Here is a 12,810-nt window from a genome sequence, read left to right as displayed (position 1 = left end):
GTTTCACGTGAAACACTTCCCTAGAAGGGAATCTCCTCTCCGCCATTCGTGTAGCGATCTGCCGGATCAGTCATGTCGAATACTTCGACCATGGTTCCGTTATCCATTTCCACCTTCAGAGCCTGCGCGGCTTCGTGCATCTTGCGACGGTGAGCAACGACGTCTTCCGCGATGGAGCGGGCCCATACCTTCGAAGCAGGAGCCAACGGTCCGCTCGCTTCGGTAACCGCCCAGGTTCCGTCCTCGTACAACCACACAACATCTCCAGTCACGGGATCCAGGATGTAGAACGCCCGCCCATCTGTCTTCATATTGTGATGGTGCTGGCACAGGGCCACCATGTTGTGTGGGTGTGTAGGCCCGCCGTCGGCGTAGTTGATCCGATGATCCAGCTGGCAGACCCATGCGGGCCGATTACAGCCAGGCGCCCGACATGTGCCGTCACGCCCTTCGACGTACTTCCTTAAAAATTCCGACGGCTGATAGCCCTCACAGGCATTTGGGACACTTTCGAAGTCGCGCAAAACAGTCTTCGAAGCCGGAACGCCCTCACCGTTCCACCCATGCCCTTGGACATAGACCGGCGCGCCCTCGACGTCTTTCGCCTTGTATTCGTGGACGACGACCTTGCCTGCCTCTGGCTTGATTTTTCCGGTAATGAGGAGCACCAGTGCATCGGCCATGGAGACGTCGTGTTCTTTTGCTGCCAATTTGATGGTTTCATGGATGACGACACCCACGTTGCTGTCCACTTCTAGCTCGATCAACCCACGTTGCCCGCGGGTGAGTAGAGAGTAGCGATTCTTCTTGCGCTTGTCACGGAATGAAACGGAGTCGTCGAGCACCTTGCAGATGTCTCGCACCTTGCGCCGGATCTTCTCAACTGAGGGAAAGACCTGATTCGGCTTGGTCGGCGTTAACCAGGCGGCTAGCTTCTCATCCACTTCCGCTATTACAGCCGCCGTTGGGTTGCCAAGCTTTGCCATCACCTGATCGATAGCGACTAGCATCTGCATGTCCAGTAAAAAGTCGGCCTTCTGCAACGCACGTAACTTCGGCATTTCATCAAGACGGATAAGAGCCATCACGTTGCGCGCCACATGCGCCGGAGATTTTCCCGTCTTCTGTCCTATGCGCATGAAGGCGGTATCAGAATCCTCGTCTAATGGTGGCTGGATGCTTGCCCAGAATTCATACTCTATTCTGCGCATCAGCTGACCCGACATGCATTCAAGATCACGCGGATTTGAGTGGGAAAAGTATGCGGTGGGAAGTGACGTAGAAGATTGTGCTGTGGTTGCCATGGCTAGCTGCACCCCTAAACTTGCGGAACAATTCGTTCCCCCACACCCATTTATAGAATACCTGTTCTATATCTAAGGCGCAAGACTTTCCTTAAGAAATTGGGGCTTGGCCCCAAACTGCCATGGGTAGAACCACGGTCTACGCATCGGAGCCACTAGCCCCTACATGACTGCACACATTCTCCGGTATTAGGGCAAAAAAAATCCCCCTTCACCCAACTATCCATCGCAGATATCATGTCAGGGAAAGGGGGAGTAGAAACTTCAGGGTTTCACGTGAAACTTAGGCCTCGCTAAGCTCCTCGTCAGTAGCCTCGGCATCTGCCTCGGCCTCTAGGCCCTCAATCTTATCGCGTGCGAAGCGATCGACGATCATGGCGATGGCGCCGTCGCCAGTAACGTTTGCGGCGGTACCCACGGAGTCAATTGCGATGTAGGCGGCAATCATCAATGCGACCATCGAATCATCAAAGCCCATGTTCGCTTGCAGAAGTCCGACCGCGACCATCACCGCGCCACCCGGAACGCCAGGAGCGGCGATCATCATGATGCCCAACAGCAAGATGAAGCCAAGGGCCTTCCCGAGGTCAGCCTCCATGCCATCCGCCATGTACACGATCGCGAAAGCATAGAGGGTGAGCTTGATCATCGAACCGGAAAGGTGAATCGTCGCGCAGAGCGGAACCACAAAACCCGCCACCGGCTTGGAGATTCCATTCTTTAGCGCGGCGTCGAGGGTGACCGGAATAGTAGCCGCAGAGGAGGACGTACCCAACGCGGTAAAGTAAGCCGGGGCCATGTTCTTCAGGGCGGCGAATGGATTCTTGGCCGCAATCGCGCCAGCAATAATGTACTGCAGGACAAGGTAGACCAAGGTCATCACGACCGCGAGGAGAAGCACCTTAGTGAAGGCGATCAGCACGGTACCGATACTTCCGTTCATACCCAAGGAGAGGAACATACCGAAGATGTAGATCGGCAGAAGGGGGATCACGAAACCCCAAATGACCTTGATAACGACGTTCTCAAATTCCTTCGTAAGTGTGTAAAGATTGTCCGACTTCACAGTCGTCATGGCTACGCCGATACAGAAGGACAGCAGCAGCGCCGTCATCACTTCGAAAGGCGCTGGCATCTCAACCGTGAAGTACGGCTCTAGGGCTCCGGCATCGATATCAGAAACCTCGGTATTGAGGGCCTGTCCGCTCAACAAAGTCGGGTAGAGGACCTGGGTCAAGCCGTATGCGATAAGCCCTGCCACGATAGTCGAGCCGTAGGCAATTCCGGCGGTGATGCCCAACCACTTACCCGCGCCGCGTCCGAGACCCGCGATTGCTGGGGCCACGAGGGCGAGAATAAGGATCGGAATGAAGAAGCCGAGGAAGTTTGAAAACAGGCCATTATAGGTTGCGAAAGCTCTGCCAAACCATTCCGGGGCAAACTGGCTAACGATGATGCCCAAGACTATCGCGACGATGATCTTGAACAACAGAGAGTTGCGAACACTCTTGAATGTCATGATTGAGTCTTTTCTATGGTTGCTACCACGCTGATCAGTTCGCTCGATAATAAAGTCTTTAATATCTACCAAGCGACACGAAATGTATATTACAGCAGCATGCGAATAAATTGAACTGACTTTCTCCCTAACTACGGGGCGGGATAGACTATGGGCATGCTCGTAGTCGGAATCATCTTCCTCATCGTGGCCGCCATCTTTATCGTCGTCGGCGGCCTAGCCTCGCTCCGGAAGCTCCCGGGTAATAGCGTCGTCGGTTTGCGCCTCGCGGAGATCCGCAAGACTAAGGAAGCTTGGGATAATGCCCACGCCGTTGCAGGACCGTTCTGGTTCCTCGCCGGCGTCGCTTTAGTGTTTGGCGGAATCATCGCGCTGCGGGCCGAGGGTTGGATGTGGTTGATCCCAGCACTCACGTTCGTCGTAGCTGTTCTCGCACTCTCGGTCGGTTCCAATATGGGCGCCCGCGCGGCGTATCTCTGGGATCAAGCCCACAAAGAGGATGAGGGTTGCGGTGAATCCTGCAACTGTGGCGACGGTGGGTGCGGGGGAGAGGCACCGATTGTCGACGTTTCCGCGGCCCGCACTGCTGCAAAGCGTGCCGATAACGGCAATCCTTGCTAGATATCATTAACGTACAGTGACGTTATTTCGCTAATATCTAAATCGCCGTCGTTACGTCACAAACAATATTATTCCAAAGGCCATTCCAATGGTGGGCGATACTCACCATTGGAATGGCCCTTTGTGTGCAGACCCCAGTCTGAAAGATGACTGGGAACTCGACGCCAACTTCGTGGGAAGCCGGCATCGTCTCGTCTCGTGACAACCTTTAACCTACGGCGCACTATGGATGGCATGAAGAAAAGCGTTAACACCCGAGCAATCCGAATCATCGCCGCAGCCGCACTCAGCATTAGCGTTCTGGGCGCTGGGGCAACCTATGCCTTCACGAATGATTCACGGGGCGGACGACACGTAGCTTCGCCAGGGACCATCTATAGCGATGTCGGTACATCGTACGGATCCTACGATTTCAGCGGCAGTAGGGAAGAAGAGTTACCTGTGTGGGATGGCAAACTCAGTTAAGAACGCTATACCTCACACTATGGAACACGCCGATCAGATAGAGTAAGCACCATGACTACGTGTTCCCGCCGCCTCTTCCTCCTCGGTACTGCCACCACCTTCGCTGGTGCCTATCTCGCCGCCTGCGGCAAAGAACCTACCGCCGAAATAGCCGCGACGGATATACCCGTTGGATCAGCCATCATCGTGGACAAAGTGATCTTTGCTCAACCCACGGAAGGGGAGTTCAAAGCTTACTCCCAAACCTGCCCGCACCAGGGATCCCTCATTACAAAAATCGAGGGCATGACCGCCACCTGCACCAGCCACTATTCCAGCTTTGACCTCGGCACCGGCGAAGTGACCGGAGGTCCCAGCGCCAAACCGCTCACGGAGTACGGCGTGGAGAATGACGGGGGAACAATCAAGAACGTGTCAGCCTAAAGAGCATCCCCAGGAGCTCTGGGGGCTGAAAAGATGTTTCACGTGAAACCTTGAGGGGCGTCTACACTCTGTTATATGCTTGAGCGCCTCAAAAGACTCGATCCCCTCATTGTCCTCATCCTCTGCGCCGTTGCGGTCGCCATCGTTCTTCCCGCGCGAGGCAGCTTTGCGGATACCTTCGACGTCCTCACGAACATCGCAATTGCCGTCCTCTTCTTTCTCTACGGAGCCCGGCTGTCGACGCGCGAGGCGATCAACGGCGTCAAGCATTGGAAACTCCATCTGACCATTTTGGTCTTTACCTTCGTGGTGTATCCGATCATCGGTCTCGCACTCCGTCCACTCACGGCTTTCATCCCAACCGATCTATACCTGGGCATTCTTTACCTCACCCTAGTTCCATCAACGGTCCAGTCATCGGTAGCCTTCACGTCCATCGCGCGCGGCAACGTTCCTGGAGCGATCGTCTCCGCATCAGTGTCTAACCTCGCCGGCGTTGTCCTCACACCGTTACTCGTCATGACCCTCATGGGGGCCGGCGACGGCATCCACATCGATAGCTCCGTCTTCCTCGAGATTTCCGTGCTTCTGCTTCTGCCTTTCATGCTCGGCCAACTCACCAGAAAATGGGTAGGAAAAGTCGCAGCCAGCAAAGCCACCAAAGTGGTGGATCGCGGCTCCATCGCGATGGTGGTGTATGCCGCCTTTTCGAAGGGAATGGTGGACGGGATATGGGCGTCAATTAGCGTCTGGCAGATTCTGTTCCAGATTGTGTTCTCAACTGCATTCGTCTTCTTCATGCTCTGGCTGACCAAAGTGGTGAGCAGAAAGCTGGGCTTCGACAGGGAGGACACCATCGCCATCCAGTTCTGCGGTTCGAAAAAGTCCCTCGCCACGGGTCTGCCCATGGCCTCGGTGATCTTCGCCTCTGGTGGCACGTCTTTGGGGCTCCTTATCCTCCCGCTCATGATCTACCACCAGGTGCAATTGATGATCTGCGCGTCTATGGCGGCTCGCTATTCGCGGGTAGAGTGAGACCACATGAAAAAGCTTTACGTTCGCACCACCATGACTGTCCCGGAGGTCGGCACCGCCATCCACATCGCGGAACTCGAGGAAATCAGCAACGAGGCTTGCTCCATGTTGCGTATGATTGCCCTCGCGCCGAATGACGCCATCGTCGGCGCCGCAACGCCGACCGCCTCGGTGGGTGACGCCAACATCCCACAGCAAGTGGTGCCGCACCCTGACACCTACGACACGTTCCCCGACATCGACGCCGAGCTTATCGACGCCTTCCAGTTCCACTCCCTGTGGACCGAGGCCATCGCGCTATTCGGCGACTTTTAGAGCACCCGCGCTACAGTACGAGATTCACCAGCACCATGTAGAAGGCCGTCCCGCCGAAGATGGAAAGACCGGAATTGCGGCGCCAAAGGTGCAACGCGGCGGTCACAGCGGCGGCTACGAAGGGAGCAACAATGCTTCCCGTATCGCGGGCTTGACCGAATAAGGTATAGACCACCAGAACTGTCATCACGCCGACCGGCATGGTGAACCCGAGCATGCTGATGAACTGGCTACCCTTCAGGGCCTTCACGAAGGCGAAGGGAAGCCAACGCAGCACGACGGTCACAATCCCGACGGGGATCAGCACGGCGAAGATGCTGGCTAGGGTTACTCCGGCTGGCATGACGCCTCCCTCCGCAGAATCAGTGCGCTATCGACGCGAGGGGAGAGGTAGCGCACCACGAGCAACACAAAGTAGGCGGACAGCGCCACCATAAGAAGCTGACCAGGAAACAAGAAGCCCGCGAGAATCCCGAGCACCGCGGCAGACAGCGGAAGCGAGTAGTCCTTGTTGTTCTGGAAGGAATCGATGGCAAGGACGATGAACAGCGCGACGAGGGCGAACTCCAGTCCCTTCACAGAGGGCGGGATTGCCTGACCGGCCACCGCGCCAATGATGCCGGAACCGACCCACAGCACTTGGCAGTAAAACTGCACCGTGAAGACGAAGGCGCCGCTTGGGCGAGAGTCTCGGGGAAAGGCGGAGAGGACGGCATAGGATTCGTCGGTAAGCGCGTAGGTGGAATAGGCGCGGCCGAGGGGACTAGAAATCTGATCACGCGGGAAGGTCAATCCATAAAAAATGTGGCGGAAATTGACCATGAAACCAGTGAGCGCAGCCACGGCGGGCGTCACGCCGCCGGTCACCATGGAAATAGCAAGAAACTCCATCGAGCCAGCGTAAATAACGATGGAAAAGATAGGGGTCCACCACCAGTCGAAGCCGGTCTGAACCATGAGCACGCCGAAGGCGAGGCCCAGCGGCACCACCCCCACGGCGATAGGGATGCAAGTCCGTATAGCCTTGATGATCTCCGCGCGCATGGCAGAGATGTTAGCGCAGGGAGAGGCGAAGAGCTCTAATTATCTTCATCGATGTAGCGCGGGAAGGTCGCAAACAGCGGCAAGGGCATGGCTTGGCGACGCATCACGTCCGACCACGTATCGGTCGAGCCTGAGGAGACCACGTCCTGGGGCAGGGCGGGGGCCACGTACCACTCGCCGCGGTCAATTTCCTCATCCAGCTCGCCCGGGCCCCACTCAAAGAAACCGGCGAAGAAACGCATGCCCTCCACCAGATCGGTGACGTCCTCCGGGCTCACGCGCAGATCGACGAGCGCCACGCGCGGGGCGAGGCGATTCAGCGAAGGCTCTTTCTCAATGTCCACGCCCTGGCGGGTCAGCGCCACACCGATGGCCGCTTGCTGGTTGTGCGGGCCGCCGATGTAGAGGGCCTGCGGCTTGGCCGCTACGGGTACCCACTCCGGCATGACGTTGAAGAGGGCGACCTCGGAGCGGTTGGTTAGATCCACGCCATACGTACGCCCGGCGTGCTGCTCCGTGATCAGAATGACGGAACGGTTGTAGTGGGGCGTGAGAGTGTCGGGCGCCGCCACAAGGAGCTGGCCAGGGGCGGGATCGTTGCGCTCGAGGGCGTTGAAAAGTCTGTCTGCGTACATCCCTATCTAGAATTCCACCACTCGCGCAGCTTCGCAATAGCAACCTCGCGCTCCAGCGGGCCTTCTTCCAGGCGCAGCTCCTTGAGATAAGACCAGGCCTTGCCTACCTCGGGGCCGGGCTCAAGGCCGAGGATCTCCATGATCTCATTGCCGTCGAGGTCGGGACGTACGCGAGCGAGATCCTCCTTGGCGGCGATATCCGCGATGCGCTCCTCCAACTGATCGTAGGTGCGCTGCAGGCGGCGGGCCTTGCGTTCGTTGCGGGTGGTGCAGTCAGCGCGAACGAGCTTGTGCAGGCGCGGAAGGAGATCGCCGGCATCGGTGACGTAGCGGCGCACAGCGGAATCGGTCCACTGGCCATCCCCGAATCCATGAAAGCGCATGTGGAGGTAGACCAGCTGGCCGATGTCCTCGGTCGTGGCCTTGGGGAACTTCAACTTGCGCAGGCGCTTACGGGTGAGCTTCGCGCCCACCACCTCGTGGTGGTGGAAGCTCACCTTGCCGTCGGTGGTATCGCGGGTATCCGGCTTGCCAATGTCATGGAGCAGGGCGGCCCACCGAAGAATGAGATCGGGACCGTCCTCCTCTTGCTCCATAGCCTGGCGCAGCACGGTCAGCGAATGCGCGTACACGTCCTTGTGCTGTGCGTGCTCGTCCGGGGCCATGCGCAACGCCGGGATCTCCGGAAAAACATAATCCGCAATACCGGAGTCAACGAGCAGGTCAATGCCCTTCCACGGCGCGACACCGCAGATGAGCTTGTTGAGCTCCACCTGCACGCGCTCCACGGTGATGCGCTGGATTTCGCCCGCCATGTCAGTCATGGCATCGCGCACGCGCTGGGCGACGTCAAACTCCAACTGCGCCGCAAAACGTGCCGCGCGGAGCATGCGCAGGGGATCATCGTGGAAGGAAATCTCCGGCGCATCCGGGGTATCGAGGATACGGTTCGCTAGATCCTCGAGTCCGCCCATCGGATCGTGGAATTCACGGGTGCCGTCTGGGCGCAGCTCGATGGCCATGGCATTGACCTTGAAATCGCGGCGCACGAGATCACCCTCGAGGGTATCGCCGTACATGACCTCGGGGTTGCGGGACTCACCGTCATAGCTATCTGAGCGGAAGGTGGTGATCTCGATCTGCTGGCCCTTATAAGCCGCCGAGACCGTGCCGAAGTCAATGCCGGTATCCCATACGGTCTCCGCCCACTCTTCGAGAATGGAATAGACCACGTCGGGCCGGGCCGGGGTGGTGAAGTCGAGATCGTTGCCCAGACGGCCAAGTAAGGCATCGCGGACGGAGCCGCCGACGAGGTAGAGGGGGGCGTCGTGAAGCGCAAAACGTTCCACCAGGCCGCTTAAGAGGCCACTGAGCCGGGCGACGGTGGCGTCCGCGCGGGCGAGAACGCCGATTAGCTGAGTGTCCTGAAAATTCACGGATCGAAGTCTACTACGATTAGCAGGGATGACTAAGAACACGCCAGGGTCCAAGCGCCGCCGCCGGCGGGGCGCGGGCCACCGGAACCACCGCACGGGACGCCCCCAGCGCACGTCCACCAACCGCATGACCACGCGGGATGAGACCTCCGCCGGCGGACTCGTCGTGTCTGGATTGGCGGAGGCCGTCGACGACAACGGGAATGTAGATCTGTCCCAGATCTACGTGGCGCTCATCGGCAGGCTGGACCGCCGCGGGCGCCTGCTGTGGTCCATGCCGAAGGGGCACGTGGAAAACGGCGAGGCTAAGGAGCTCACCGCCGAGCGCGAGGTCTGGGAGGAAACCGGCATCCACGGCGAGGTCTTCGCGGACCTGGGCATGATTGATTATTGGTTCGTCTCCGACGGCGTGCGCATTCACAAGACCGTGCACCACCATTTGCTGCGTTTTGTCGATGGCATCATGAATGACGAAGACCCAGAGGTCACGGAGGTGTCCTGGATCCCGGTCTCCGAGCTCATCGAGCACTTAGCCTATGCCGACGAGCGCAAGCTGGCGCGCATCGCCCACGACCTTCTTCCGGATCTCGCGCGAAAGGAAGCTGCCGAAGGAAAGGCGACCCCGCGGTGAGCTGGCGCGCAGCGGCGGCCATCGCGGCCTTGGCGGTGAGCTGCACCGTCCCGGTGGCCCAGGCACAAACCCCCGACACTGGGATCACCGACTCCCACTATTGGCTCGGCTCCCGCGGTCCCGATGAGCTGGAGCTAAGCCTGCTCAGCGCGAGCGAGGCGCGGGTAGGGGAGAGACTCGAAGTCCAATTGCGCATCCACAACCCGACAGACGGCGCCGTTGATGATCTTCAGATCACCTCCCGCCGCAGCGATGCCGTGACCTCCACTACACAGGCCCGCCAGGAGCTGGCTGCGGGATCTTTTCCTTATTACGGGGCCTCGCTCGGCGCAGGGGCGCTCCAACCGGGGGAGAGCCGCGACATCACCGTGACGGTGCCGACCGCCCTGGGTGAGGACTCGACCCTGGCCATCACGGAGCCCGGCGCGTACCCACTCCTGTTTACCTTGACCGGCACCCGCGACGGCCAAGCGGCCAGTTTCGCGGAAGAGCGGACGATTGTGGACTTCTCAGGAGACCAGGAAGCTCCCGAAGAGGAGGGTGAGCATTCCTTTTCCCTGGTCTATCCCATCACCACCGAGGTAGACGTGGTGCCGGGGGATACCGGTGGCGAGGAGCTCATCTTAGAAAGCGAGCAGCTGGCCGAGCAGCTCTCGCCGGGCGGGCGCCTCGATCAGCTGCTCGATGCCTACCTGGAGCATGATCTCCACGGCTCCAGTTGCGTGGCGTTGGACCCTGCGCTTGTCGACGCCGCCGACCGCATGTCCGCCGGCTACACCGTCAACGAGACCCGCCCCTCTACCGCCAAACGCCCCACTCGCCTGCGTGATTCCTGGTTTAACAGCGCCGATTCCGATCGCGGCACGCCCGGCGCGGGTTCCCGGGATGCCGCCGCGTGGCTGGAGAAGCTCAAGAAGGTGGACTGCCGGATGCTCCTGCCGTGGGCTAACGCAGACACCGACGCTGTGGCCAAAGTGGGCAATGAGTGGCTCACGCACGAGGCCTTCGAGCAGGGCGCGGCGACCGTCGAGCGCGTTCTCGATGCACCGCTCAGCACCAAGCTGACCGCGCCGGCTTCCGGAACGAGCGAACATGCAGTACCCGTCCCGCTGTTGGTGGCCGATAATTCCGAGTGGGCGGGTGAGGCCGCCACTTTTGATGCCTCCCTCGGCGCGCTGTTGGCCCAAACCGGGTCGAAGCCGCAGACCACCGGGTACTCCAACCCGGAGCTGCGCTACGACTTCTCAATCGATTCGGAACAGGCGCGGGCGCTGACGGCGGGGGCGTCGATAAGCGTGGCGTCTGCGCAAGAGGAGACCGTGGCCAAGCTGCCGAATTACCAGGACCCTGCCGCCGCGCGCGCGGTGATGGAGACCGCGCAGAGGCTCCTCGATTCTGGGCGCTTGCAACCGCGCCCCGTCACCGCGCTGCCCATCGAGCCCGGCAGCGGCAACCCCGGAAGTCCCTACCCGGATCCCGCGGCCTTTCACGACGCCGAGATCACGCAGGTGACACAGCAAGCGCGCTATACCGACGAACTGATGTCCATCATGGTCAACGATCCCGGTATTGCCATGACGCGCTACGACTTCACGGCACCCCTGCGCCACGATCTGCTCACTGCTCTCAGCGCTTCCGACCGCTCTAGCCTGCACGGTTTCACACCCTCGGTACAGCAAAGCCGCGCTCGCCTGGAGAAGAACGCGGATATGTTGCGTGAGCTCCGCGCCTCCGTCTCCCTCATCCCGCCAGGCAACGTCTACACTCGCGTTTCGGAGTCATCGCCGCTGCTCATCGTGGCGGAGAACGGCCTACCGCTGCCTGTCGACGCCCACCTAGCCTACGACGCCCCCGACGGCGCCACGTTAAACACGCAGGACTTGATTCACATCCCGGCCAAGGGATCTATTACCGTGTCCATGACCGCTGACCTGCCCAGCAACGTTGACCAGATGTCGCTGCGCCTGTGGCTTGCAACACCATCTGAGCACCTCATTTCGGATCCAATCGATATCACGGTGCAGACGCGTGCCGGTATCGTTAGCGTCTATGGAGTCGGCGCGATCGCCGCGCTCGCCCTCGTCCTTGCCGCACTGTTCCGGCTGGGTAAGAGGAAGAAAAAGAAGTCTCACGGATAGTTTTCTCAATGACACATGAACCTAAGTCTGGTGCCCGTCGACGCATTATCACGCCCTCGCCGCCGGCACCGGTCCCGGAAAAGCGCGCGCCGAGCGGCGTCGTTGCTGTCGATGACGAACTCGAGGATCGTTCGGGGCTGAAAGGCTCGGCCGCCTCCGCCTCGAGTGAGTCCCCCGGCGAAGAGAACTCCGACCGCGCCGTTGTGCGCGCCACCGGTTCGATGGCCATCGCGACGATGATCTCCCGCATCACGGGATTCATCCGCAACGTGCTCATTGGCTCTTCGCTGGGCCCGGCCATTTCTTCCGCTTTCACCACGGCGAACCAGCTGCCCAACCTCATCACGGAGATCGTGCTGGGCGCGGTGCTCACCTCGCTCGTCGTGCCCGTGCTCGTACGCGCGGAGAAGGAAGACTCCGACCGCGGCGAGGCCTTCGTCCGCCGCCTCTTCACGCTGGCCTTCTCCCTGCTGGCGACGATCACGGTGCTCTCCTGCATCTTTGCCCCGCAGCTGACGCGCATGATGTTGCCGGAGGACGGCAAGGTCAACGCCGTGCAGGCCACCTCCTTTGCCTATTTGCTGCTGCCGCAGATCTTCTTCTACGGGCTCTTCGCGCTCTTCCAAGCGGTGCTCAACACCAAGAACATCTTCGGGCCGGGTGCGTGGGCGCCGGTGGTCAATAACATCATCTCGATCTCGGTGCTCGTGGCCTATCAGCTGGTGCCGGGCAGCCTACATCCCAATGCGCCCTCGCCGATCACGGACGGGCACGTGCTGCTCTTGGCGCTTGGTACCACGGCGGGCGTGGTGGTGCAATGCCTCATCTTGTTCCCGTACCTCAAGAAGGCAGGCATCAACCTCAAGCCGCTCTGGGGCCTAGATGACAGGCTCAAACAATTCGGTGGCATGGCGTTGGCCATTGTGGCCTACGTGGCCATTTCCCAGCTGGGCTATGTCATCACCTCCCGCGTGGCGGCGCATGCCGATAAAGGCGCGCCCTTTACCTACCAACAGGCCTGGCTGCTTCTGCAGGTGCCCTACGGCGTCATTGGTGTCACCCTGCTGACCGCGATTATGCCGCGACTGTCCCGCAACGCCGCGGACGGTGACGTCAAGGCCGTGGTTCGGGATCTCACGCTCGGCACGAAGCTGACGTTTATCGCGCTGATCCCCATCGTCATCTTCATGACGGGCTTCGGCATCCCGATTGCCCGCGGCCTCTTCCAGTACGGCGCCTTCGAC

Annotated in this window: 13 protein-coding genes; 7 read left to right on the top strand and 6 right to left on the bottom strand. The window is 59.9% G+C overall.

Annotation, left to right across the window (positions count from 1 at the left end; all coding sequences use genetic code 11):
* Nucleotides 1-20 precede the first annotated feature (20 nt).
* Nucleotides 21-1,304, bottom strand: coding sequence for an HNH endonuclease signature motif containing protein (locus tag HMPREF3009_RS10040; protein WP_070681709.1), 1,284 nt, complete (start codon nucleotides 1,302-1,304; stop codon nucleotides 21-23).
* A 283-nt stretch (nucleotides 1,305-1,587) separates the two neighbouring features.
* Nucleotides 1,588-2,823, bottom strand: a complete 1,236-nt coding sequence (locus HMPREF3009_RS10035; RefSeq protein WP_070681707.1) for a dicarboxylate/amino acid:cation symporter — start codon at nucleotides 2,821-2,823, stop codon at nucleotides 1,588-1,590.
* Nucleotides 2,824-2,979: 156 nt separating this feature from the next.
* Between HMPREF3009_RS10035 and HMPREF3009_RS10030 the strand changes: the two genes are divergently transcribed.
* The 4 genes from HMPREF3009_RS10030 (at nucleotide 2,980) to HMPREF3009_RS10015 (ending at nucleotide 5,682) form a co-directional block, all read left to right on the top strand.
* A complete protein-coding gene (locus tag HMPREF3009_RS10030; RefSeq protein WP_070681804.1) occupies nucleotides 2,980-3,444 on the top strand; it encodes an SdpI family protein in 465 nt (154 codons plus the stop codon).
* Nucleotides 3,445-3,960: 516 nt separating this feature from the next.
* A complete protein-coding gene (locus HMPREF3009_RS10025; protein ID WP_070512931.1) occupies nucleotides 3,961-4,332 on the top strand; it encodes a Rieske (2Fe-2S) protein in 372 nt (123 codons plus the stop codon).
* Nucleotides 4,333-4,407: 75 nt separating this feature from the next.
* Nucleotides 4,408-5,367 (top strand): bile acid:sodium symporter family protein, encoded by a 960-nt coding sequence (locus HMPREF3009_RS10020; RefSeq protein WP_070517643.1) that lies wholly within the window; start codon nucleotides 4,408-4,410, stop codon nucleotides 5,365-5,367.
* Nucleotides 5,368-5,373: 6 nt separating this feature from the next.
* The gene (locus tag HMPREF3009_RS10015; protein WP_049155610.1) at nucleotides 5,374-5,682 is read left to right on the top strand and encodes a hypothetical protein; all 309 of its coding nucleotides are present in this window, start codon (nucleotides 5,374-5,376) and stop codon (nucleotides 5,680-5,682) included.
* 10 nt (nucleotides 5,683-5,692) lie between these two features.
* Here the strand turns inward: HMPREF3009_RS10015 and HMPREF3009_RS10010 are convergent, their stop codons facing one another.
* From HMPREF3009_RS10010 to HMPREF3009_RS09995, 4 genes are read right to left on the bottom strand one after another with little or no spacing between them, the layout of a single operon-like run.
* Nucleotides 5,693-6,025: a branched-chain amino acid transporter permease gene (locus HMPREF3009_RS10010; RefSeq protein WP_070517644.1), complete on the bottom strand. Its 333-nt coding sequence runs from the start codon at nucleotides 6,023-6,025 to the stop codon at nucleotides 5,693-5,695.
* Nucleotides 6,010-6,726: an AzlC family ABC transporter permease gene (locus HMPREF3009_RS10005; protein ID WP_070517645.1), complete on the bottom strand. Its 717-nt coding sequence runs from the start codon at nucleotides 6,724-6,726 to the stop codon at nucleotides 6,010-6,012. Before HMPREF3009_RS10005 ends, HMPREF3009_RS10010 begins: the two co-directional genes overlap by 16 nt.
* A 35-nt stretch (nucleotides 6,727-6,761) precedes the next feature.
* Nucleotides 6,762-7,361, bottom strand: a complete 600-nt coding sequence (locus tag HMPREF3009_RS10000) for a YqgE/AlgH family protein (RefSeq protein ID WP_070512915.1) — start codon at nucleotides 7,359-7,361, stop codon at nucleotides 6,762-6,764.
* A gap of 2 nt (nucleotides 7,362-7,363) precedes the next feature.
* On the bottom strand, nucleotides 7,364-8,797 hold the full coding sequence (locus HMPREF3009_RS09995; protein ID WP_070681706.1) for a CCA tRNA nucleotidyltransferase: 1,434 nt from the start codon (nucleotides 8,795-8,797) through the stop codon (nucleotides 7,364-7,366).
* Nucleotides 8,798-8,825: 28 nt separating this feature from the next.
* Here HMPREF3009_RS09995 and HMPREF3009_RS09990 point away from each other — a divergent pair, with 28 nt between their 5' ends.
* The 3 genes from HMPREF3009_RS09990 to murJ form a co-directional block, all read left to right on the top strand.
* The gene (locus HMPREF3009_RS09990) at nucleotides 8,826-9,428 is read left to right on the top strand and encodes an NUDIX hydrolase (RefSeq protein ID WP_070681703.1); all 603 of its coding nucleotides are present in this window, start codon (nucleotides 8,826-8,828) and stop codon (nucleotides 9,426-9,428) included.
* A complete protein-coding gene (locus HMPREF3009_RS09985) occupies nucleotides 9,425-11,566 on the top strand; it encodes a DUF6049 family protein (protein WP_070681700.1) in 2,142 nt (713 codons plus the stop codon). Before HMPREF3009_RS09990 ends, HMPREF3009_RS09985 begins: the two co-directional genes overlap by 4 nt.
* An 8-nt stretch (nucleotides 11,567-11,574) precedes the next feature.
* A partial coding sequence (gene murJ / locus HMPREF3009_RS13135) for a murein biosynthesis integral membrane protein MurJ (RefSeq protein WP_158010571.1) occupies nucleotides 11,575-12,810 on the top strand: 1,236 nt, incomplete at its 3' end.

This window comes from Corynebacterium sp. HMSC034H07 (assembly GCF_001815175.1).
Lineage (GTDB): Bacteria > Actinomycetota > Actinomycetes > Mycobacteriales > Mycobacteriaceae > Corynebacterium > Corynebacterium hiratae.
This window is presented reverse-complemented; position numbering and strand designations above follow the sequence as displayed.

Coding starts and splice junctions, on each gene's coding strand:
- HMPREF3009_RS10040 (WP_070681709.1), bottom strand. CDS start 1,304: ATGGCAACCACAGCACAATCTTCTACGTCACTTCCCACCGCATACTTT.
- HMPREF3009_RS10035 (WP_070681707.1), bottom strand. CDS start 2,823: ATGACATTCAAGAGTGTTCGCAACTCTCTGTTGTTCAAGATCATCGTC.
- HMPREF3009_RS10030 (WP_070681804.1), top strand. CDS start 2,980: ATGCTCGTAGTCGGAATCATCTTCCTCATCGTGGCCGCCATCTTTATC.
- HMPREF3009_RS10025 (WP_070512931.1), top strand. CDS start 3,961: ATGACTACGTGTTCCCGCCGCCTCTTCCTCCTCGGTACTGCCACCACC.
- HMPREF3009_RS10020 (WP_070517643.1), top strand. CDS start 4,408: ATGCTTGAGCGCCTCAAAAGACTCGATCCCCTCATTGTCCTCATCCTC.
- HMPREF3009_RS10015 (WP_049155610.1), top strand. CDS start 5,374: ATGAAAAAGCTTTACGTTCGCACCACCATGACTGTCCCGGAGGTCGGC.
- HMPREF3009_RS10010 (WP_070517644.1), bottom strand. CDS start 6,025: ATGCCAGCCGGAGTAACCCTAGCCAGCATCTTCGCCGTGCTGATCCCC.
- HMPREF3009_RS10005 (WP_070517645.1), bottom strand. CDS start 6,726: ATGCGCGCGGAGATCATCAAGGCTATACGGACTTGCATCCCTATCGCC.
- HMPREF3009_RS10000 (WP_070512915.1), bottom strand. CDS start 7,361: ATGTACGCAGACAGACTTTTCAACGCCCTCGAGCGCAACGATCCCGCC.
- HMPREF3009_RS09990 (WP_070681703.1), top strand. CDS start 8,826: ATGACTAAGAACACGCCAGGGTCCAAGCGCCGCCGCCGGCGGGGCGCG.